The organism is Streptomyces sp. TAA204 (genome assembly GCF_000424965.1).
Window position 1 is genome coordinate 95,808 of record NZ_KE384281.1, and the last position, 20,433, is coordinate 116,240.

A 20,433-nucleotide genomic window follows, 5' to 3' on the forward strand; every position below is an offset into this window, starting at 1 on the left:
GCGCGCCCGGCTGTCCTTACGGTGCCTGTGACCGATGCCCCCGCCCCTCGTTCACCCACGCAGAGGTCGACACAGGGACCGGCTGGGACCAGCAGAGCAGAGTGAGTGGAGGTGCCCTCAGTGGCAGCACCGCCGGACAACGACGTGCTCTGGGCACGCGGACTGCGCTTCTCCTACGGCGGCTCGCCCGCCCTGCAGGGCGTATCGCTCGGCGTCCGCGCGGGCGAGATCGTCTCCGTCACCGGACCCCGCGGCAGCGGCAAGACGACGCTGCTGAACTGTCTGTCCGGGCAACTGACGCCGCACGACGGCGAGATCTGGTTCAACAGCGTGCCCATCCACACTCTCGGCCGCGGCTCCCGCGAACGGCTGCGCCGGGACCGCTTCGGCTGGGTCGGCAGCGAGCCGCACCTCATTCCCGAACTGACCGCCTGGGAGAACACGGCGATGCCGCTGCTGCTGTGCGGAGCCGGGCACCGTGCCGCCCGCAAGGCCGCGATCGAGTGGCTGGAGAGGCTCGACGTCGGCGACTGTGCCCGCAAGCGCCCCAGCGCGCTGCTGCAGTCGCAGCGGCAGCGCGTCGCCATCGCCCGCGCGCTCGCCCCCGCTCCCGCGATCCTCTTCGCCGACGAGCCGACCGCGCCGCTGCACCAGGGTGAACGGGCGCGGGTGCTGCGCTCTCTGACCACCGCCGCCCGGTCGCACGACATCACGGTGGTCCTGACGACCCATGATCCGGCGGTGATGCTGCCCAAGGTCACGCCGGGCGATCCGGACGCCTCCGACGCGGCCGGCCCCACTCTCGCCGACCGCAACCTCACGCTGGTCGACGGGCGGCTCAACGCTCTCGTCTCCCCCGCACCGGGCGAGGCCGGGACCGACGGTGGCGACGAGGACGGCGACAGCGGCACGGCCATGGCCGGCGAGGACGGCTCGGACGGCGAAGAGACCAAGGGTGCCGCGTGCTCGCTCTCCGTCTAGTCCGTGGTGGACACCCCCTGACGCTGCTGCGCCGCCTGCTGGTCGCCGTCGCGACCGCGGTCGTCGGTTTCCTGCTGCTCGCCACGCTGAGCCATGCCCTCGCTCACCCGCAGGACTCCGGCGCTTCCCTGCTCAGGCTGGTGTGGTGTCTCGTGCCGCTCGCCGCGGCCGTGCAGTTCGCCGCGGCGGTCGCCCGTACGGAGCCCGGTTCGCGGTCGCGGTCCGCTCTGGACGCCGCCGGCGTGGGCCCCTCACGGCTCCCGCTGCTCGCTGCCGTCTCGACCGCGATGTCTTCACTGCTGGGCAGCGTGATCGCGCTGGCGGTCTATCTGCATCTGCGCGGACAGCTGACCGGACTGCCCTTCGACGGCGCGGCGGTGAAGCTCTTCGCCGCCGACCACCCGTTGCCTGTGGCGGCGACTTCGGTGCTGCTGTGTGTGCCGCCCCTGGTGGCCGGCGGCGCCGCGGCTCTGGCGACACGGCCGCGCGCGGCGATGGCCGGTGCCGCGGCCATGTCGGCCGACGGCACGGGCCACGGCACGCTCGTACGTACTGCGGCCGGTGGTGACGGCGCGGCGGCCGGACGCGGCGGCAGGACGGCCGGCGGCCGGGAAGAGTTGTCGTACCGCGCGCTGCCGGGCGGACTGCCCGCGTCCGTGACCCTGCCGTGGGGTACCGCGCTGATCGCCGCGGGTCTGGCCATGGAGACGTACGCGAGCCGGTCCCCGGAACCTGTCTCCCTTGCGGAGATCGTCTCCAACGGCGCACCGGGCGTGCTGGGCGGATGGCTGCTGACGGCGGTCGGCCTGGTGCTGGCCGGCCCCGGACTGACGCAGATGTGCGGGCAGTTGCTGGCCGTGGGACGGCCCGGTGCCGTACGGCTGCTGGCGGGGCGGGTTCTGCAGCAGGAAGCCCGCCGTGTCGGCCGTTCGCTGGGCGTGCTGTGCGCGGTGGCGGCGGCGGGCCTGGCCGCGGCGGAGCTGTACGGCAAGTCGCCCGGCGACGGTGCGCGTCTGCTCGGGCCGCTGACCGTCCTGGGCGCGGCACTCGTCGTGATCTGTGTGACGGCGAGCGCCCTGACCGCCGCGGCCGAGTCACGCGCCGTCCGCGCTCCCGCGAACGCGGCCCTGGTGCGCATGGGCGCTCCCCGCCGTCTGCTGCGGGGAGCCGCGGCGTTGCGGATGGCTGTGCTGTGCGCCGTTCTGGGCTCGCTGACCTGGGCGGTGGGCCAGCTCGCCGCGCTCCCTCTGACGGGCTGACCTCTGCGGGCCGGGCAGCTTCCCGTTCCGTACTCCCGCGGCCCGGAACCGGGAGGCCGGCCCGGGACCTGAGCCCGGAGCCGAACCCGAGCCCCGAGGTGGTGTCCCGGACCCGGAGCCCGCCGGGCGTCGAACATCTAGGCTGTCCGGATGCTTGACCACGAGATAGAGAGCCTCGCCGAGTTCGACGACGTCATCGCGGCGACCGGATCGCTCCGCGGCTGGCGGGTGCAGTCCGTGGATCTGCGCGAACGCTCGGACGTCCTGGCGTCGGCCGAGACCGACGGCACGGTCTTCCTGGGCTGCGCGATGTCCCCCGGGACGGTCGTGCGCGTGCAGGAGGGCGGGGGCCTCGTCTTCCCGCCCGTGCCGGGGCTTCCGTTCGACCCTTACCGGGGGCGTCTCTACACGCCCGAGGAGCTGTTCGACGGACTGTCCGAAGGCTACGAGGGCACACCGGACGCCCGCTCCTACAACTGGTTCCGGCGGACGAGGAACGACGGGGACGTCTTCTCCTCGATGCTCCGCGCCGTGCACGACGACGCGATGTCGGACGCGCTGGACGAACAACTCGTCGGCACCCGGGTCGTGGGCGTCATGGGCGGACACCGGCTCGCGCGCGGTACGGACGAGTACGCGGGTGCGGCCCGCCTCGGACGCGCGCTGGCCCGCGCCGGTCACACCGTCGCGACCGGCGGCGGCCCCGGAGCGATGGAGGCGGCGAACCTCGGCGCGTACGCGGCACCCTTCGAGGACGGGATGCTGGAGAAGTCGCTGGAGATGCTCTCCTCCTCGCCGTCCTTCGAGGATTCCGTCGGCGACTGGGCGCGGGCAGCTCTGGCCGTACGGGAGGGCTGGCCGCAGGGCGGCGCGTCGGTGGGCATCCCGACCTGGTTCTACGGCCACGAGCCGCCCAACGCCTTCGCCCAGCACATCGCCAAGTACTTCGTGAACGCCGTACGTGAGGACGGACTGCTCGCACGGTCGAACGCGGGCGTCGTCTTCCTGCCGGGCGCTGCCGGGACCGTCCAGGAGGTCTTCGACAACGCGACTCCGAACTACTACCAGTCGCGCGGCGAACCCACCCCGATGGTGCTGGTGAACGAGGAGCACTGGACGCGCACCCTGCCGTGCTGGCCGCTGCTCCAGGCGCTGGCCCACGAGCGGCCGATGGCGTCCCGGATCGCACTGGTCGACTCCGTCGAAGAGGTGCCGGAGACGCTGGAGCGGCTGAGGGGCTGAGCGGCTGAGGTGCGGGGCGGGACGGGACGAAGGCCCCGGCCGTGTGGCGGGCAGTCAGCGCTCGAGCCGCACCACTTCCCGTACGTCGAAGGAGACGCCGACCCTCGTCCCGGACTGAGGTGCCTCGCGCAGCGCGCACGACGCCTCCAGCCGCGGGCCGTGATCGGGCTGCAGCAGCAGTGTCACTGCTGCCGCGTCGCCGCCGCGGAAGGTTCGTGCTTCGACGGTGCACGGCAGACCGTCCTCGACCGCGGTCAGCCGCACGCCGGACGGACGCACGAGGAGCGGGCAGCTTCCCGCCGGCGTGCCGTCCGGGACGGGGAGCTTCCCCCACGGGGTGTCCGCCGCGTCACCGTGCACGCTCGCCCGCACGACGTTGTCGAACCCGAGGAACCGTGCGACGAACTCCGATGCGGGCCGCTGCCACACCTCCAGGGGCGTGCCCGCCTGTGCGACGTGTCCCTCGTTCATCACCACGACCCGGTCGGCCAGTACGAAGGCTTCGCCCTGGTCGTGCGTGACGGCGAGAACGGTGGTCCGCAGCCGTGCGAACAGGGCGCGCAGCTCTACGACGAGCCGTTCGCGCAGGCCACGGTCGAGTTGGCCGAGTGGCTCGTCCAGCATCAGCAGACGGGGCTGCGGTGCGAGAGCACGGGCGAGGGCGACGCGCTGCTGTTCGCCGCCGGAGAGGGCGGTCACGGCACGCCGCTGTGCGCCGGGCAGCCCGACGAGGTCGAGGAGCCCGGCCACCTGCTCCTCGGTCGCCCGCCGTTCGGTCCGGCGCATGCGCAGTCCGAAGGCGACGTTGCCGCCGACGTCGCGCTGAGGGAAGAGCTGATGGTCCTGGAACATCAGACCGACCTGCCGCCGGTGCGGCGGCACGCCCGTCTGATCCCGCCCGTCGAGGAACGTCCGCCCCTCGTCGGGCTGCTGCAGTCCGGCGACGACGCGCAGCAGCGTCGACTTCCCGCTTCCGCTCGGGCCGAGCAGGCACACCGTCTCGTGAGCGGCCACCTCCAGGTCCACCGCGTCGAGCGCGCGCCGGCCGCCGAAGCCGACGGTCACGCCGTCCAGTCGCAGCATCTAGAACTCTCCCGAGCGGTCGGTACGTACGCGTTCCAGTACGAGCAGCGTCGTCGCGCACACGAGCATCAGCACGGTGCTCATGGCCATGGCCTGGCCGTAGTTGACCTCCCCCGCCCGCCCCAGGAAACGGGAGACGGCGACAGGGAGGGTGGGGGTGTCGGGCCGTGCGATGAAGACGGTCGCGCCGAACTCGCCGAGTGAGACGGCGAAGGCGAAGCCCGCCGCGACGGCGAGGGCACGGCGCACCAGCGGCAGGTCCACCTCGCGCCACGCGCGCAGCGGTGAGGCGCCCAGCACGGCCGCTGCCTCCCGCAGCCGCCCGTCGACGGCGCGCAGCACGGGCAGCATCGTCCGGATCACGAAGGGAATGCCCACGAGGGCCTGTGCGAGCGGTACCAGCATCCAGGACGAACGCAGGTCCAGGGGCGGCTCGTCCAGGGCGATGAGGAACCCGAATCCGACGGTGACCGCCGAGGTGCCCAGCGGCAGCATCAGCATCGAGTCGAACCCCCGCACGAGGCGGCCCGATGCTCCGCCCCGGCCGCGGACGGTCAGCGCCGCCGCTGCCAGTCCGCCGACGAGCAGGGCGAGAGCCGTGGCGACGGCGGCGTAGGCGAGGGAGTTGCCGATGGCGGTGGCCGGGGCGACGGTGAAGGTGGCGCTGTCGGAGACCGATCCGAGCGCACGGTAATGGTCCGTGCTGTAGCCGTCCGGTCCGTTGAACGAGCGCTCCGCGAGGATCGCGAGCGGCACGGCGAGCAGCATCACTGTCACGGTGAGAACGGACCACAGCAGCGTCCACTGGGCTGCGCCCCGTGGACGCCGAGCGGTCTGTTCAGCCGGGAGCATGCTCAGCACGGCCTGCCGTTTGCGTACGGTCCGGGCGTGCACCGCGAGCAGCGCCGTGACCGCGGCGAACTGTACGAGCGTGAGCACGGCGGCGGTGGGCAGATCCAGCAGGGCCGCCGTCTGCCGGTAGATCTCCACCTCCAAAGTGGCCTGGCGCGGGCCGCCCAGTACCTGGATCACGCCGAAGGAGGTGAAGGTGAAGAGATAGACGATCAGTGCCGCCGCGCCGACGGACGGTGCCAGCGCCGGCAGCGTCACCCGGCGCCACGCGGCGAGGCGGCTCGCCCCGAGCACGCGGGCCGCCTCCTCCTGCCGCGGGTCGAGCTGCGACCACAGCCCGCCGACCGTGCGTACGACCACCGCGTAGTTGAGGAAGACGTGCGCGAGGAGGATCGCCCAGACGCTCGTGTCCAGGCGCAGGCCGAACCACTCGTCCAGTACGCCGCCACGTCCGAGCAGCGCCAGGAACGCCGACCCGACGACCACCGTGGGCAGCACGAACGGAACGGTCACCACGGCACGGAGCACCTGTTTGCCGGGGAAGTCGAACCGTGCGAAGACGTACGCGCCCGGCAGCGCCAGTGCGAGCGTGCACACGGTGGATGCCGCGGCCTGCCACACCGTGAACCACAGCACGTCCAGCACGCCCGGATCGCCGAGCACCTGCCCGAGCCGCCCGGGGCGCCACACCCCGTCCGGACGCAGCCCGCGGCCGACGATCGCGGAGACGGGAAAGGCGAAGAAGAGCCCGAAGAAGCACACGGGCAGCACCATCAGGGCGGGGCGCAGTACCGTGCCGATGCTCCCGCGGTGCGGGCGCGGAGAGGGCCGGTGCCGTTCTTGTTCACGGGCCTCCTCTTCGTCTACTTCACGACGAGCGAGGTCCACGACTTGATCCACTGCTCGCGGTTACCGGCGATCCTCGCCGGGGACATCGTCGCCGCGTCCTCGACGGACTCTCCGTACTTCGTGAACAGTTCCGGCAACTCGGCGTCCTCGCGCACCGGGTTGACGAACATCTGCAGAGGCATGTCCTCCTGGAACGTCTTGCTGAGCATGAAGTCCAGGAGGGCCTTGCCGCCCTCGGCGTTGGACGCCCCTTCCAGCAGGCCGGCGAACTCGGTCTGCCGGAAGCACGTCCCCTTCGCGATCCCGGTCGGCGCCTGCTCCGGCGCGGGCTTCTTGCCCAGTACCTCGACGGGCGGGCTGGAGGCGTAGGAGACGACGAGCGGGCGGTCGCCCTTGCCCTTGCCTGCGCCCGACCCGCTGAAGCGGTCGTTGTACGCCTGCTCCCAGCCGTCCACGACCTCGACGCCGTTGGCCCGCAGCTTCTTCCAGTAGTCCTTCCAGCCCTCGCCGTACCGCTCGACGGTGGCCAGCAGGAAGCCCAGTCCTGGCGAGGAGGTGGCGGCGTTCGACGTGACGAGGAGGTCCTTGTACTCGGGTTCGGCGAGGTCGGCGAGCGTCCGGGGCGCGTCCAGCTTCCGCTCGGCGAACCAGCCGCGGTCGTAGTTGACGCATATCTCGCCCGAGTCGACGGGTGTGACCCGGTGCTTGCCCTTGTCGAGCTGGAGCTCCTCCGGAACCCGGTCGAGGTCCTTGGCCTTGTGGGGCGCGAAGACGCCCTTGTCGAGGGGCCGGGAGAGGAGTGTGTTGTCGACGCCGAAGAAGACATCCCCCTGAGGGTTGCCCTTGTTGAGCACGGTCTGGTTCACGGCGGCTCCGGCGTCACCGCCCCGCAGGACTTCGATCTCGAAACCGGTCCTCCGTGTGAACTCCTTCAGCACGGGCTTCGACGCCGCGAAGGAGTCGTGGGTGACGAGAGTGACCGTCTTGCCGTCCGCTCCGCCGCCCTGGTCCGAACCGCCGCAGGCGGTCAGTGTGCCCGCGAGTGCGAACAGGACGGTGACGGCGGCAGTTGTGTGCAGCGCATGCTTGCTCATCGGCCCATCGACTTCCTACCCGGCATGACCCGGGCGAGGTTCAAGGGTCTGCGGGCCGTACGCGATCCGTACGTACTGCCGCACTCTCAGCGCGCTCTGCGCTCCCCTGTCGGTCTGTACTGGCGTTCGGGAGGGGTGCCGCACCTTGAAGTGCCTGCGACAAGACTCCCGCAGGCAGGCTACCAGCCGGCCACCGTAGGGTCTTGGGCGCTTCCCGTCAGCGCCACCGCCGGTGGCTCAGCGCTCCGTCGCGGCCAACTGCCCGCACGCGCCGTCGATCTCCTGGCCCCGCGTGTCCCGTACGGTCACCGGCACGTCGTGCGCCTGCAGCGCCTGGACGAAAGCGGCCTCGTCCTCCGGCCGGGACGCCGTCCACTTGGAACCCGGGGTCGGGTTGAGGGGGATGAGGTTGACGTGCACCGGCTTGCCCTTGAGCAGCCGGCCCAGCAGATCGGCGCGCCATGCCTGGTCGTTGATGTCCCTGATGAGCGCGTACTCGATGGACACTCGGCGCGCGGAGGTCTCCGCGTACGCCCACGCCGCGTCCAGCACCTCGCGGACCTTCCAGCGGGTGTTGACCGGGACGAGGGTGTCGCGCAGTTCGTCGTCCGGCGCGTGCAGCGACACCGCGAGACGGCACTTGAAGCCCTCGTCCGCGAACCGCAGCATCGCCGGGACCAGCCCGACCGTGGAGACGGTGATCCCTCGCTGCGACAGGCCCAGCCCGTCCGGCTCCGGGTCCGTCAGCCGCCTGATCGCGCCCACGACGCGCTTGTAGTTGGCGAGCGGTTCGCCCATGCCCATGAAGACGATGTTGGACAGCCGCGCCGGGCCACCGGGCACCTCACCGTCGCGCAGGGCCCTCACCCCGTCCACGATCTGGTGGACGATCTCCGCGGTGGACAGATTGCGGTCGAGGCCCGCCTGACCGGTCGCACAGAACGGGCAGTTCATGCCGCAGCCCGCCTGGGAACTGATGCACATGGTGACCCGGTCCGGGTAGCGCATCAGCACGGACTCGACGAGCGTGCCGTCGTGCAGCCGCCAGAGGGTCTTGCGGGTGGTGTCGTCGTCACAGCTGATGTGCCGCACGACGCTCATCAGCTCCGGCAGCAGCTCCTCGGCGAGCTTCTCGCGAGCCGCGGCGGGGATGTCCGTCCACTGCGCGGGCTCATGGGCCAGCCGGGAGAAGTAGTGCTGCGACAGCTGCTTCGCACGGAAGGGCTTCTCACCCATCTCCGCGACGGCGGCCCGGCGCTCGGCGGGCGCGAGATCGGCGAGATGTCGCGGCGGCCGGGCGGCTCCGCGGGGGGCGACGAAGGTGAGTTCTCCGGGCTTCGGCATAGCCGTACCAGTGTCGCAGATCAACTGGAGCGCCCCAGGCCACAGCGGTGCGACGACGGTCACCATCCGGCATCGTCTGTCACCGTCGGCCAACCTCGCACGGCCCAGAGACGGCCCAGCGCCTACTGCCGAGCATTGTCGTGTGCGGTCATTCGGGACAGGCGACAGGTCTTGCCGTCCGGGTGCAGCCGATGACGGTCGGTGTGGTTGCTGTACTTCGCTGCGGTACAGCGAAGAGCCGGAACCTCTCGGCTGAGTCTTCTCGGTGCGGCCGTGGCTGCGCATGACGGCGAAGTGGGGATCTTCGCTGAGCGCCTACCGCGCGTAACGGGGGATTGCCGGAACGTGTTTACCAGAGGATCATGCCTTCAGTGAGGGTCCGACCACGCGTCAAAGGAGATGCATGGTTCCAAGTTGGAGCGAAAGTGGCTTCTTGCCGCCGGGAAGGTACAGGTTGGACGCTGACGGCGCAGAACAACTTCTTGTTGCCGATGAGCGGTTCAACGGCTCGGAGACGCGAGAGCGACTTTGGACTGGGCTAGAGACCTACCTGAGTCGTTTCTTTGATCTTGAAGAACAGCATGAGGTCGCCTTAGGTGGCCAAGAGCTGGTCCATGCCATCTGGCTTGGTGGGAGCTTCGTCAGTACCAAGCTGAACCCCAAGAACATAGACCTCACTGTCTTGGTCGACGAGACTGCTGCGGCCTGCATACGAGGTCGTGCCGGAGCGAAGTGGCTACTCAAGGCGTTCAGCAGGCAGGCGAGGTTGGACGAGCTGGGCGTGTCGCCACTTCGGATTGGGTATCGACCGGTTGTCTCAGTCTTTCGGCCTGCACTGTTGGCCCCTGAGGACCAGGGGTACCTTCGAGACAGGGGTGCATGGGACGACTGGTGGCAGCGCTGTCGACTCGCGGGGGAAGATGAGGGAGAGCCGACGCCTGAGACCGTAGCGCCACGGCGAGGCTACTTGGAGGTGACGCTGTGACCACTAGCTGGCGACAGCGTGCCCTAGAACGGAACCGGGAAGCCAACCGTAGCTTCTTTGCTGATCTAGGCGAAGACTCCCAGGACCCGGTGCGTCACGCAGAAGAACTTAGACGACTCTGGCTAGAGGCTGCTCGGCACTACGACCCAAGTGCGAGCCTCGAAGAGGAATTGACTGTTTGCCTCAAGGGGGAATCGGCAGACAGAGGGGCACTAGACTTTAGAATCGGGGATTCCCTTCTCAAACCCCTACGAGATGGTGTAAGTGCGGCGGCCAGAAAAGATGTCGAACTTGAGCTAACGGGAGTCTCTTCAGGAAGTACCGTCCTGCATGTGCGACCGAAAACGCCAGATGTTATCGCCACGGACGAACAAGGCGAGTTCGCGCATGTAGACACCTCGGTTGCCGATCCAGCCATTAGAGATCTCTTGAAGCTTATCGACGCCGCAGAGAACGAACGTGATGTGCGTCGCTGGGAACGCATGGTGCCTGGCCTAGACGGCGTGGTAGAGGCGCTTGACAAGTTCGATCTCTCCGTAGAGATGCGCTGGCGAAGCCTGGACGGAGCTGTACGTTCTTCTTCCCTGTCGAGCCGCGGCAAAGAATATGTGCGACGCCTCCGAAACGTTGAAACGCACAAATCCCAAATTGCTGTTACCGGCCGGATCACGGAACTCCGCGAGTCGGGCGTAGTTAAGGTCAAGACTGGCATAAGCAGAAAATCTTCCGCCTATGAAGTAAGGGTGGATTCTGAAACCCTGATCGACATGCATTTGGAACTCGGAATGACGGTCTCGTTCGTAGTGCAGGTCGTCAAGAAGAAGGACAAAGTTGGGCGCGAGCGGTCAACCGAGTACCACTTCATCCGGATGGGGGATGGCCAGGAAACCCTGCTCGATGAATAAGGCTGGCGGAGGCTCAATAGGTGCCTCAGGACCGGCCGCAACGCGATAAGAGGCCGAAGAAGTGATGCGGCAGCTCTGTGAGCTGCGGACGGACGAGAGGCCAACAGCATGACCTGCGGGTTGGCTGTTGGCCTCTGTCGTCATCTGTCACCGTTGAGCGTCCCCGCACGGGCCACAGACGGCCCAGCGAAACGGTTGGTTCCGGTGCCGGCGACATGCCGAGGCGGTTCACTTCTTGCGGCGCTTATGTGACTTCGCCTTGCGCTTCTCGATCGTGTACTTCGACCAGTCCCCGCGATGCAGGTGCCATCGCGCGGCACCGACCATGGCCAGGTTCTGACACCGTCTACCTTTGCCGGTCAACGCTCCACACTTCGACTGGGCGCCCACGACCTCTCCCCTCCCCAGACTCCGTGACCCGTCCCGCACAGGCTCTCCAGCCACTGGCACCGCCAGGAGGGCGCAGGACCAGGCGCTCCGGAGCGCGCCCTGAGGCACGGATTGGCAGAGGCGGAGCTGGAGATTCTGCTTACAAGCGGGGACCGCTCGGGTATCCACGCTTGGGGCAGTCACCTCAGCGACGGCTGCGGGGGCTCGCGGCTGCCAACGGTCGACAGAATTGCTGTACTTCGCTGCTGTACTGCACTTGCCCCCAGGCGGCGGCCAGGCTCTCAGAGCGACGCCTTGCGGGGCGTGGACTTGCCGTTGCTGGCTGCTCAGTACCGCCACTGTCCGGGGGCGTTAGCGTCAGGATGGGCGTCAAGCACAGCAAGATCGCTGTCCCGCTCAGCGCTGCTCGGACGGCCCTGTGCGCTCTCTGCTACCAGCCTCAGATGACGTCGGCCTGCCCCTGATGAGGCTGTTCCAACTGTTGCTCCCGCTTGCGCTGCTCCATCCTAAGCATCTCCACGTTCTCCGCGAATCTCCCCAGGTTCACCGCCGGGTCCGTATCGGCGTACGGCGAAATCCCCAAATCGAAGGCTGTGGCGTGCTGCTCTACCTGGTCGGCGGTTTGCTGCAGATTGTATGCGCGCTCACGGAACTTGAAATAGCCTGTCACTGCGGTGGCGAACGCCAGGAACGACCCCAGCGCGATCAGGATTGTCTTACCCGGCTGTGGAGTTTCCCAGTAAGCCGTGGTCGCCGTGGTCCCCACCGAAGCGAAGAACACTCCCCACTGAAACCAGTTGTGAATGCGTCGGTAGAACCGTGTATCTTGCCGCAATCGATCTAGCACCCGCGGTATGTGCTCTCGGTAGCCATCGCGCCGCTCCGCCGTCGGGCGCGACTTTGATGCGTTTAGGATCCACCGGTCATGGATGATCTCCAGATCTCTGCGGAGTAGAAACACCGACCTGGCGCCGCGTTTCTCGTCCTTCACTCGCAGGAAGAAGCCGACCAGAAACACTACCACCAGGATCAGCGCCACCGCGATGGTCACGATGTTGAACGTGCGCGTCTCCGGCACGTCTTCGGGCCACAGGTTTCCCCACCCGAGCACCGCAAGAACCAGCGGAATCATCCCCAGCGGCACCAGCCGGAGCCACCGCGACAGAAGAGCCCTGCGAATGCGGCGCTCCGCCGTCGCGACGTTCCGCCGGTAGGCGATAACACTGTTCGCGTACTGCTGCTGTTTAGCGGGCTCTAGACCCCATTCGTCCTCCGGTATGGGGTCTTTTAGAAGTGCAATTGTATATTCAACGAGGTGGCCCCAAGTGGAGTCCTGTTCCGGGGTGAACAGGTCGTCAGGGCGTAAGTACCGTTTGTATTGGCTAGGTGTTTCAAAATTCCAATGAAATATATATGCGCCGTCACCATAGCCTCTGACGCTTTGAGTTATTTCAACGAATAGGGTCCATCTGAGTTCTGGTTTATCGGTCTTCCAGGCGGCGGAGAGAATTGCGCCTACGCCCTCCCAGGTCAACAAGAATTCTTCGGGGAGCGGGGTATCTATGTCGGCCTCGGACAGCCGCTGGCCTTCATACGCGAGGTGATGGAGCACATCACCCACCCACGGTTCGTAACTGTTGGCGGTCTCGGGTTCAGGTTCGCGCGGCACGTCGGTCAGGCCAGACATCGAGGAGTGGCTCCCGGTCAAGGGTGGTGGCGTGTGGTTGACGGCACGCTATCGCCGTCCAGCAGCCAAGTGGTAGGTAACCGGCCTGCCGGAGCGTGCAGTTGACCACATCCGCATCAAAGGGGGATCTAAGACCTCAGCGAAACGCGGTCGCTCCGCTTCCGTTATAGCGATTCAGGCATGGTTCTCCCCCTTGACAGACGGCGGGGTGGCAGCTCCGTTCGTCGATGCGGAGTCACCGGCGGATTGGCTCGAAAAAACTGGGTCGTACCGGGGAGTCACGTGATCAGTCTCGGTTGTGTGAAGTTCCGCAGCGCCGTCCTCACTCGACGTCGTAGGTGAGGTGCGTCGCGGTCGATGTCGGGGTCACGCTCCGCTGCACCAGCGTGCGCCGGGTTCCGCCAGAGAACAGTGGCGTCCCGGAGCCCAGCACGACAGGGGCGAGATGCAGCGTCAGCTCGTCGACCAGCCCGGTGTCGAGCGCCGAGCCGATGGTGGCTCCGCCGCCCATGAGGAAGACGTCGAGGTCCTTGCCGCTGTCCGACGACGCCGCCTCCGCACGCTCGCGCGCCGCGGTGACGGCGTCAGACAGACCGGTGGTGACGAACGTCCAGTCGAGGTCGGTGAGCCGCACCGACTCCGGTGGCGAGCTCGTCACGACGATGAACGCGGGCTTGCCGACCTCGCCGGCGCCGTAGCCGGACGTATCGTCCCAGCCCTTCGGCCCGTCGACCACGTCGAAGAGCTGGCGGCCGAGGATGACGGCGCCCGAGCGTGCGGTCGTCTCGCGCAAGACCCTCTTGTCGTTGGGGTCGTCGGAGAAAGCCCAGGTGTGCAGGGCCTCACCGCCGGTGCCCAGACCGTTGTCCGGGCCGGGGTCAGGTCCGGTGACGAAGCCGTCGAGGGAGATCGAGATGTCAGCGATGATTCGAGTCATGCCGAAGCAGACCGGATCCACCACCCCGACTCATCGCTTCCGCGTGCGGCATGTGCCGAGACCGCCCAGCATCGCGCACTGCCGGACGGGCCGGGCGGCCCGGCCCGTCCGGCACTCGCGGTCTCAGATCCTGACAATGCGCCAGGCGGTATTGAAATGGCACTGCCCGGAGCTCGGGTTCGTCTGGTCGATGACGAATCCGTTCAGCGCGTCGCCGTTCCAGCCGCAGATCCACTGACCGCTTTCGGGAGCGGCAACCAGGTGCCCCGGGTAGTTGCCGCTGCATCTGTACGGGTCGATCTGCAGGGACACGTACCCTGCCGGGATTCCGCTGCAGGACCATGTGGCCAGCGTTCCGTTGTCCTTCCCGGACGGTGCTGCCGGCGCGGCCTGCGCGGTGCCTCCCAGTGCGACGGTGGCCAGTGCGGCCACCGCAGCCGTCGCCAGTGCCCGCTTACCGAATCGTGCCATTGTTCACTCCTCGCAGAGTCAGCCTGTATGCGCTTTCGCGGAGGACGTTAGAGATCTCCGGACCCCGCGAGGAGTACCTGGCTGTCTCAGAGGGCTCTCATCTGGTCGCAGCGAGATGCTCGGTGAGCCGCCGGACCGCCTCGGCCAGCCGGCGGAAGTAGGTTGCCTTGCTCATCGCCAGCGAGCGCGCGGTCGCCGCCGACGTGGCGCCCGGCTCGAGGTATCGCTGCGACAGAACGGTTCTGAGCTGCTGCTCGCGCGGTCCTGTGCCGAACGCCGCCGCGGCGCCCGCCCGTAGCGCCGCACGCACGGACTCGGCACGTTCGTCCACACCCGCACCGACGGCAAGCGGGTGGCGTGCCAGCTCGGCCGGCACGGTGAAGGACTCCAGCGCCGTTCGCACGTCCTCGACGCTCAGCGCGGACGGCACGGCGGGTGACCGGCCGAGTTCGCGGTAGACCAGGTCACGCTGGTGCGCGTGCAGCCCGCCCGGCCCGTAGTCGATCCAGTAGGCGCACAGCGGCCTGCCGTCCACGACGGTGTCCAGCTCGGGAACGACCGTGCCGCCCGCCGCGAGGCAGAACTCGTGCAGCCGTTGGTTGTGCTGGAACAACGGCACGATCGCGTGCCGGGGGTTCGGCACGTCGGCACGCAGCGCGACGGCGATGTTGAGCATCGCGAGCGCACTTCCGGCCGTCGGAGCACCGCCGGTCAGGTCGACGCTGTCCCGCCACACGACCACGTCCTCCGACCCGCAGGTCCGCTCGGCGAAACGCAGGCATCCGCGCCCGAACGGATCGTCGGCGAGAGGCGAGGACGGCGCCGCCCCGGGGGTCAGCCAGATCGCGTAGCCGACGGGCGCGCCCGCACCGTCGCGCGCGACCACCACATTGCGCGGCGCGAGACGGTGGTACAGCTCGCTCGCCGACCACCACTCGCCGTAGCCACGGTCCGCGAGAGCGGCGCCGAGAACGGCCGGGTCACCGGGACGGACCCGGTCCGCGTGGTAGCGGGAGCTGCCGTCCCAGCAGTACGCCCAGCGCAGCGCCGGACTGCGCAGCAGGTGCGCGAGGTCGGTGATGATCGCCCTGTCTCCCAGCAGGGACCGCTGGAAGAGGTGGTCGGCCACCCGTCGCCGCAGCTCACGCTCCCGCCCGGGCCGGGCACCCAGCAGGCTGTCCCTCATGGGTTCCCGTACGGCGTCGTGCAGGGTCACGGTGTCGCCGACCCGGTCGACGAAGGGCAGCCCGGTCAGCCATCCGAACGCACCTTCGGCGTCGCTGCCCGCTTCCAGCGTGTCGACGAGCAGCTCCAGAGTGGTGCGCCTGGCGATGGCGCACGCGGCGAGCGCGTCGAAGTGCGTGGTGTCCCACTCGACGGCGGTCGTCAGCCGGACCAGGGTGGCCACCAGTCCCGGCTCGGGCTCCACACGGCCGTACCGGTGATAGGCACCCGCCGCCAGCACGAGCGCGAGCGGCGAACCCGCGGTCCACCGCGTGATCTCCCGCGCCGGCCCGTCCGGGACGCCGTGCTCGGCGAGCAGCGCGGCCGAGGATTCCTCGCTCAGCTCGGCCAGCTCCATCACGAACGTCACCTGCTCCCAGCCACCGCAGAACCAGCCGGGGTCCGGCCTGCTGCGGCCGGCGATCACGACGACGACGTCGCCGTGCAGCCGGGGCAGGACCTCCTCGCGCAGCTCCTTCGCTCCGGCGGCGATCCGTTCGAACCCGTCGAGGAAGACCACTGTGCCGGCGGTGACGTCGTGCAGTGCTGCCGCCAGCGCGGCGGGCAGCGGGTCGATCGTCCTGGCGTCGATCCACCGGGTCTCCCGTCCGGCGGCGCGGGCGGCGGCGGACGACGCGCGCAGCAGCTCGGTCTTGCCGATCCCGCCGGGACCGTGCACCAGCAACACGTTGCGGTCGAGCGTCCCGGCCAGGACCCGGCCGAACAGCTCCAGTTCACGGCTGCGCCCCACCGGGCGGTCGGCCCGCCCGGCCACACGGTCGCCGATCGTCACACCGTCCATCCCACCTGTCCCCCTGCCGCACGGTCACGGGAGAACGGTACAAAGAGTTCACCGGCGAAAGCACCGCCGCCGGTGCGGGACACCGGAGGGCCCGCCGGCGGCGGCACGACCGGTCCGCGATCCGCTCCGACGGTGGCACCCCTGTGGGCAAGCTGTCAGGCGTGGCCGGCGGGCAGCGGCCTGTCCTGGACGATGCGCTTCATCACCAGTGTCGAGGTGAGCCGCTGAACGCCCGGGAGAGCGGCGAGCTTGTCGTCCTCCAGACGCTGGTAGGCGGCCAGGTCAGCGGTGAGTACGCGCAGAAGGTAGTCGGGATCGCCGAAGAGCCGTTGGGCCTGCACGACTTCGGGGATGTCCGCGACGCCCTCCTCGAAGCCGAGCAGGGTGTCGCGGTCCTCCTGTCGCATGGTGACGAAGACGATCGCTTCGAACGTCAGGCCGACGGCCTGGGCGTCGACCACGGCGCGGTAGCCGCTGATCGTGCCGCTGCGCTCCAGTTCCCGCAGCCTTCGGTGGCAGGGAGAGACGCTCAGCCCCACCCGTGAGGCCAGCTCGGTGATGGTCAGACGTCCGTCCTGCTGGACCTCGGCAAGAATCTCCCTGTCAATGCGATCCATGGAGCAGATTCTTCCACGGACTGGCTTGAGTCTGGAGAAATCTGCAAACACCTTCGGCCGGATCAGCAGTAGCTTCCCCGGAAGACCTCAGCTCACCGGGGAGGCCCTTCCATGGCTGTCAGCTCCGTCGCCGCGTTCTGGGCGACCGCCCTGCTACTGATCGTCGTACCCGGTGCGGACTGGGCCTTCATCATCGGAGCAGCGCTGCGCGACCGTGTCGTCGTCCCCGCGGTGGCCGGTCTCGTCATCGGCTATGCCGGTGTCACCGCCGTCGTGGTCGCGGGGGTGGGCGCTCTGATCGCCCGCTCTCCCCTGCTGCTGACCGGACTCACCCTCGCCGGGGGGCTGTACCTGATGTGGCTCGGCGGGACGGCGCTCGCCCGTCCCGCAACCCCGCCACTGCACGCCGCGGAGCCCGCGGGCAGCGGCTCGGGACGGAGCGCGCTCGGCAAGGGCATCGGGGTCAGCGGCCTCAACCCCAAGGGGCTGCTGATCTTCTTCGCGTTGCTGCCCCAGTTCACCGACCCGGACGGCAGCTGGCCCGTCGCCGGGCAGTTGGCCGTGCTCGGAGTGGTCTTCACGGTCAACTGCGCGGTCTTCTACGGTGCGCTCGGGACCTGTGCGCGTCTCGCTCTCCGCACGCGGCCGTCCACCGCCCGCGTCATCAGCCGCATCTCCGGGGCAGCCATGATCCTGGTCGGCGCATTGCTGATCATCGAGCGGCTGATTGGATGACGACAAGGCGGCCGGTGACGGACACCCGCCCGTGAAGGGTTGCTGCGACGCTCTCGTTGACGGCCTCCGGACGGTCTGGACCCGGGACGCCCGCCCGTACGGCGGGCTCAGCAGCACCGCCTGTCAGCCGCCGCCCACGAAGACGACGAAGAGCAGCCACACGACCGGCGCCGTCGGCAGCAGCGAGTCCAGACGGTCCATGATGCCGCCGTGCCCGGGGAGCAGGGTGCCCATGTCCTTGATTCCCAGGTCGCGCTTCATCATGGACTCACCCAGATCACCCAGCGTGGCGGTGACCGCGACCGCCAGACCCAGCAGCAGGCCCTGCCACCAGCTGCCGCCGTCGATCAGGAACTGCATGCACAGCGCGCCCGCCGCCATGGAGAAGGCCACAGCCCCGCCCAGGCCCTCCCGGGTCTTGCCCGGACTGATGCGCGGGGCGAGCTTGTGCTTGCCGAAACGCCAGCCCACCGCGTACGCGCCCGTGTCGCTGACGACGGTGAGCAGCAGGAAGGTCAGCACCCGCCAGGCGCCGTCACCGGGGGCCAGCATGAGCGCGACGAAAGTGGCGAGGAACGGCACGTAGAACGCGGCGAAGACGGCAGCGGTCACGTCCCGCAGGTACTCGTGCGGCGACTCCGTCATGCGCCACACCAGGACGGCGAACGCGGTCAGCGCGACGGCGATCCACGCGCCCTCGGGGCCCCGTACGTAACCGGCGATCACCATCGCGGCGCCGCCCACCGCGAGAGGCACCAGCGGCGCCCGGACCTCCTTGCGCTCGGCCAGCCGCGAAGTGAATTCCCACAGGCCGACCACGACGGCGACGACGATCACGCCGAGGAAGACCGGCTTGTAGAGGAAGAGGGAGGCGAGGATCACCGCACCCAGAGCGACGCCGACCCCTATGGCCGCCCGCAGGTCACGGCCCGCGCGCTTCTTCCCGCCGATCGGCGCAGGGCCGGAGTCGGAGGGCGGAGGGCAGGGCGGACGCTGAGCGGAAGGTTCACCCTGGTCGCCGCCGCCGTGGCCGTCCTGCCCGCCACCGCTTCCCTGGCCGCCTGCCGGCCCGCCGGAGTTTCCGGGCATGTGTGAACCGCCTGGTCCGGATCTGCCCCGGCCGCTGTCATGACCGCCCGGGTCGGAGACGATGGGCATACGCCGAGTCTGCGACAGACCGCCGCCCTCGTGCGCGGGTGCTTCACCCGCGCCGCGCTGAAAGGCGCCCCCGGGGACGCGTCCCTGGTCGGGTGCACCCCGGAATCCGGCACGGGGCGGCAGGGCTCCCCAGGATGAGTCGTTCACAGATTGCAGCCTCAGACGTCGGACCTTGACGGATCTCGGAAAGTCCCCCTGCGCGCGCAGCTCAGACTTCGAGCAGCTCGGTTTCCTTGTGCTTGAGCAGTTCGTCCACCTGGGTCACGTACTTCGCGGTGGTGTCGTCGAGCTCCTTCTCGGCGCGGCGGCCTTCGTCCTCCCCGACGTCGCCGTCCTTGATGGCCTTGTCGATGGTCTCCTTGGCCTTGCGGCGGATGCTGCGGATGGAGATCTTCGCGTCCTCGCCCTTGGCCTTGGCGACCTTGATGTACTCCTTGCGGCGCTCCTCGGTCAGCTCGGGGAACGTCACCCGGATGATGTTGCCGTCGTTCGAGGGATTGACGCCCAGGTCGGAGTCACGGATCGCCTGCTCGATGTTGCGCAGCGAGCTCTTGTCGAACGGGGTGACCACCGCCATCCGGGGCTCCGGCACCGAGAACGACGCCAGCTGGTTGATGGGCGTCATCGTGCCGTAGTACTCGGCCACGATCTTGTTGAACATGGCCGGATGCGCCCGGCCGGTCCGGATGGCCGCGAAATCCTCCTTGGCGACCACGACCGCCTTCTCCATCTTCTCCTCGGCCTCGAGGAGGGTCTCTTCGATCACCACGTGCTCCTGGTCTCGATGAATGAGCCTTGCGGATAAGTCCTGTTTCCTGCACGGTGTCCGACCGGCAGTGGGTTGTCCATCCCCGTGTCGGGCCGTTCCCGCGGCGCCTGGTTGCCCGGGCAGCGACAGTACGCCCGAGTGCCGAACGTCAGCCCCTCGTCCCCTGGTTGCTCACGAGGGTGCCGATCTTCTCACCCTTCACCGCCCGCGCGATATTGCCCTCGGCAAGGAGCTCGAAGACGAGGATCGGCAGCTTGTTGTCGCGGCAGAGGGTGACGGCCGTGGCATCGGCGACCTTCAGGTCGCGGGTGATGACCTCGCCGTACTCCAGGGCGTCGAACTTCACCGCATCGGGGTTCTTGGCGGGGTCGGAGTCGTAGACGCCGTCGACCCCGTTCTTCCCCATCAGCAGTGCCTCCGCGTGGATCTCCAACGCGCGCTGTGCGGCCGTGGTGTCGGTGGAGAAGTACGGCATGCCCATGCCGGCACCGAAGATGACGACCCTGCCCTTCTCCAGGTGCCGCACCGCCCGCAACGGAATGTACGGCTCCGCGACCTGTCCCATCGTGATGGCGGTCTGGACACGCGAGTCGATGCCCTCCTTCTCCAGGAAGTCCTGGAGGGCGAGGCAGTTCATGACCGTGCCGAGCATCCCCATGTAGTCGGAACGTGCCCGGTCCATGCCGCGCTGCTGCAGTTCCGCGCCGCGGAAGAAGTTGCCGCCGCCGATCACGACGGCCATCTCCGCCCCGTCCCGCACGACCGACGCGATCTCATGGGCCATCTTGTGCACGACATCGGGGTCGACACCGAGCCCCCCGCCGCCGGCGAACGCCTCACCGGAAAGCTTGAGCAGGAAACGCCGCCGGCCGCCGCGCTCCCCGCCGGTGTCACTCAGTGTGTCGCTGGTGTCGCTGCCCTTACCCATGAGTTCTCCTCGTGCACATACGAAAGAGGCCACTGCCGTCGGATCATCGCAATCCCTGGTGCGGCAATGGCCTCCTCGTCACAACTGCCCTGTGGCCCGACCCTAGCGGGTGCGTACCGGT

At 68.7% G+C, this 20,433-nt stretch carries 18 protein-coding genes; 6 read left to right on the forward strand and 12 right to left on the reverse strand.

Translation table 11 applies throughout. The features are described 5' to 3' along the window. Positions 1-120 precede the first annotated feature (120 nt). The 3 genes from H343_RS32800 (at position 121) to H343_RS0125045 (ending at position 3,482) form a co-directional block, all read left to right on the forward strand. Positions 121-981 carry an ATP-binding cassette domain-containing protein gene (locus tag H343_RS32800; RefSeq protein WP_078506095.1) on the forward strand — a complete coding sequence of 287 codons (861 nt, stop codon included), beginning with the start codon at positions 121-123 and terminating at the stop codon, positions 979-981. Further along, positions 963-2,240, forward strand: a complete 1,278-nt coding sequence (locus H343_RS0125040) for a hypothetical protein (protein WP_028433355.1) — start codon at positions 963-965, stop codon at positions 2,238-2,240. Before H343_RS32800 ends, H343_RS0125040 begins: the two co-directional genes overlap by 19 nt. 150 nt (positions 2,241-2,390) lie before the next feature. After that, positions 2,391-3,482, forward strand: coding sequence for an SLOG cluster 4 domain-containing protein (locus H343_RS0125045; RefSeq protein WP_028433356.1), 1,092 nt, complete (start codon positions 2,391-2,393; stop codon positions 3,480-3,482). Positions 3,483-3,536: 54 nt separating this feature from the next. Here the strand turns inward: H343_RS0125045 and H343_RS0125050 are convergent, their stop codons facing one another. From H343_RS0125050 to rlmN, 4 genes are all read right to left on the reverse strand, one after another. Next, entirely contained in the window at positions 3,537-4,565 is a 1,029-nt protein-coding gene (locus tag H343_RS0125050; RefSeq protein ID WP_028433357.1) for an ABC transporter ATP-binding protein, read from the reverse strand. Then, positions 4,566-6,191 (reverse strand): ABC transporter permease, encoded by a 1,626-nt coding sequence (locus H343_RS0125055; RefSeq protein WP_028433358.1) that lies wholly within the window; start codon positions 6,189-6,191, stop codon positions 4,566-4,568. An 89-nt stretch (positions 6,192-6,280) separates the two neighbouring features. Then, complete coding sequence (locus H343_RS0125060; protein ID WP_028433359.1) at positions 6,281-7,360, reverse strand: thiamine ABC transporter substrate-binding protein; 1,080 nt, start codon at positions 7,358-7,360, stop codon at positions 6,281-6,283. A 237-nt stretch (positions 7,361-7,597) separates the two neighbouring features. Continuing rightward, complete coding sequence (gene rlmN, locus H343_RS0125065) at positions 7,598-8,704, reverse strand: dual-specificity RNA methyltransferase RlmN (protein ID WP_028433360.1); 1,107 nt, start codon at positions 8,702-8,704, stop codon at positions 7,598-7,600. A gap of 403 nt (positions 8,705-9,107) precedes the next feature. On the opposite strand from rlmN, the gene H343_RS34555 reads away from it, so the two are divergent. Next, positions 9,108-9,689, forward strand: coding sequence for a DUF6932 family protein (locus H343_RS34555; protein WP_078506096.1), 582 nt, complete (start codon positions 9,108-9,110; stop codon positions 9,687-9,689). Next, positions 9,686-10,594 (forward strand): hypothetical protein, encoded by a 909-nt coding sequence (locus tag H343_RS32805; RefSeq protein WP_037905095.1) that lies wholly within the window; start codon positions 9,686-9,688, stop codon positions 10,592-10,594. Before H343_RS34555 ends, H343_RS32805 begins: the two co-directional genes overlap by 4 nt. Positions 10,595-11,423: 829 nt before the next feature. Here the strand turns inward: H343_RS32805 and H343_RS35690 are convergent. The 5 genes from H343_RS35690 to H343_RS0125095 all read right to left on the reverse strand — a co-directional run bounded on the left by H343_RS35690 (position 11,424) and on the right by H343_RS0125095 (position 16,722). Next, the gene (locus tag H343_RS35690; RefSeq protein ID WP_199778994.1) at positions 11,424-12,671 is read right to left on the reverse strand and encodes an SLATT domain-containing protein; all 1,248 of its coding nucleotides are present in this window, start codon (positions 12,669-12,671) and stop codon (positions 11,424-11,426) included. Positions 12,672-12,993: 322 nt separating this feature from the next. Beyond that, entirely contained in the window at positions 12,994-13,608 is a 615-nt protein-coding gene (locus H343_RS0125080) for a dihydrofolate reductase family protein (protein WP_028433362.1), read from the reverse strand. Between the two features lie 123 nt (positions 13,609-13,731). Further along, positions 13,732-14,079, reverse strand: a complete 348-nt coding sequence (locus H343_RS0125085) for a hypothetical protein (RefSeq protein WP_028433363.1) — start codon at positions 14,077-14,079, stop codon at positions 13,732-13,734. A gap of 97 nt (positions 14,080-14,176) precedes the next feature. After that, complete coding sequence (locus H343_RS35405) at positions 14,177-16,105, reverse strand: hypothetical protein (RefSeq protein WP_028433364.1); 1,929 nt, start codon at positions 16,103-16,105, stop codon at positions 14,177-14,179. A gap of 155 nt (positions 16,106-16,260) precedes the next feature. Continuing rightward, positions 16,261-16,722, reverse strand: a complete 462-nt coding sequence (locus H343_RS0125095) for an Lrp/AsnC family transcriptional regulator (protein ID WP_028433365.1) — start codon at positions 16,720-16,722, stop codon at positions 16,261-16,263. A gap of 111 nt (positions 16,723-16,833) precedes the next feature. Here H343_RS0125095 and H343_RS0125100 point away from each other — a divergent pair, with 111 nt between their 5' ends. Further along, on the forward strand, positions 16,834-17,457 hold the full coding sequence (locus H343_RS0125100) for a LysE family translocator (RefSeq protein WP_028433366.1): 624 nt from the start codon (positions 16,834-16,836) through the stop codon (positions 17,455-17,457). 123 nt (positions 17,458-17,580) lie between these two features. On the opposite strand, the gene H343_RS0125105 is transcribed toward H343_RS0125100, so the two are convergent. The 3 genes from H343_RS0125105 to pyrH all read right to left on the reverse strand — a co-directional run bounded on the left by H343_RS0125105 (position 17,581) and on the right by pyrH (position 20,312). Next, a complete protein-coding gene (locus H343_RS0125105) occupies positions 17,581-18,762 on the reverse strand; it encodes a phosphatidate cytidylyltransferase (RefSeq protein ID WP_028433367.1) in 1,182 nt (393 codons plus the stop codon). Positions 18,763-18,823: 61 nt separating this feature from the next. Next, the gene (gene frr, locus H343_RS0125110; protein WP_028433368.1) at positions 18,824-19,381 is read right to left on the reverse strand and encodes a ribosome recycling factor; all 558 of its coding nucleotides are present in this window, start codon (positions 19,379-19,381) and stop codon (positions 18,824-18,826) included. Positions 19,382-19,532: 151 nt separating this feature from the next. Continuing rightward, positions 19,533-20,312 carry a UMP kinase gene (pyrH, locus tag H343_RS0125115; protein WP_028433369.1) on the reverse strand — a complete coding sequence of 260 codons (780 nt, stop codon included), beginning with the start codon at positions 20,310-20,312 and terminating at the stop codon, positions 19,533-19,535. Between the last annotated feature and the right edge of the window lie 121 nt (positions 20,313-20,433).

What these genes read in the sequence shown, in the direction of transcription:
- H343_RS0125045 (WP_028433356.1), top strand. Translation starts at nt 2,391, where the DNA reads ATGCTTGACCACGAGATAGAGAGCCTCGCCGAGTTCGACGACGTCATC.
- H343_RS0125050 (WP_028433357.1), bottom strand. Translation starts at nt 4,565, where the DNA reads ATGCTGCGACTGGACGGCGTGACCGTCGGCTTCGGCGGCCGGCGCGCG.
- H343_RS0125055 (WP_028433358.1), bottom strand. Translation starts at nt 6,191, where the DNA reads ATGGTGCTGCCCGTGTGCTTCTTCGGGCTCTTCTTCGCCTTTCCCGTC.
- H343_RS0125060 (WP_028433359.1), bottom strand. Translation starts at nt 7,360, where the DNA reads ATGAGCAAGCATGCGCTGCACACAACTGCCGCCGTCACCGTCCTGTTC.
- rlmN (WP_028433360.1), bottom strand. Translation starts at nt 8,704, where the DNA reads ATGCCGAAGCCCGGAGAACTCACCTTCGTCGCCCCCCGCGGAGCCGCC.
- H343_RS34555 (WP_078506096.1), top strand. Translation starts at nt 9,108, where the DNA reads ATGGTTCCAAGTTGGAGCGAAAGTGGCTTCTTGCCGCCGGGAAGGTAC.
- H343_RS35690 (WP_199778994.1), bottom strand. Translation starts at nt 12,671, where the DNA reads ATGTCTGGCCTGACCGACGTGCCGCGCGAACCTGAACCCGAGACCGCC.
- H343_RS0125080 (WP_028433362.1), bottom strand. Translation starts at nt 13,608, where the DNA reads ATGACTCGAATCATCGCTGACATCTCGATCTCCCTCGACGGCTTCGTC.
- H343_RS0125085 (WP_028433363.1), bottom strand. Translation starts at nt 14,079, where the DNA reads ATGGCACGATTCGGTAAGCGGGCACTGGCGACGGCTGCGGTGGCCGCA.
- H343_RS35405 (WP_028433364.1), bottom strand. Translation starts at nt 16,105, where the DNA reads ATGGACGGTGTGACGATCGGCGACCGTGTGGCCGGGCGGGCCGACCGC.
- H343_RS0125095 (WP_028433365.1), bottom strand. Translation starts at nt 16,722, where the DNA reads ATGGATCGCATTGACAGGGAGATTCTTGCCGAGGTCCAGCAGGACGGA.
- H343_RS0125100 (WP_028433366.1), top strand. Translation starts at nt 16,834, where the DNA reads ATGGCTGTCAGCTCCGTCGCCGCGTTCTGGGCGACCGCCCTGCTACTG.
- pyrH (WP_028433369.1), bottom strand. Translation starts at nt 20,312, where the DNA reads ATGGGTAAGGGCAGCGACACCAGCGACACACTGAGTGACACCGGCGGG.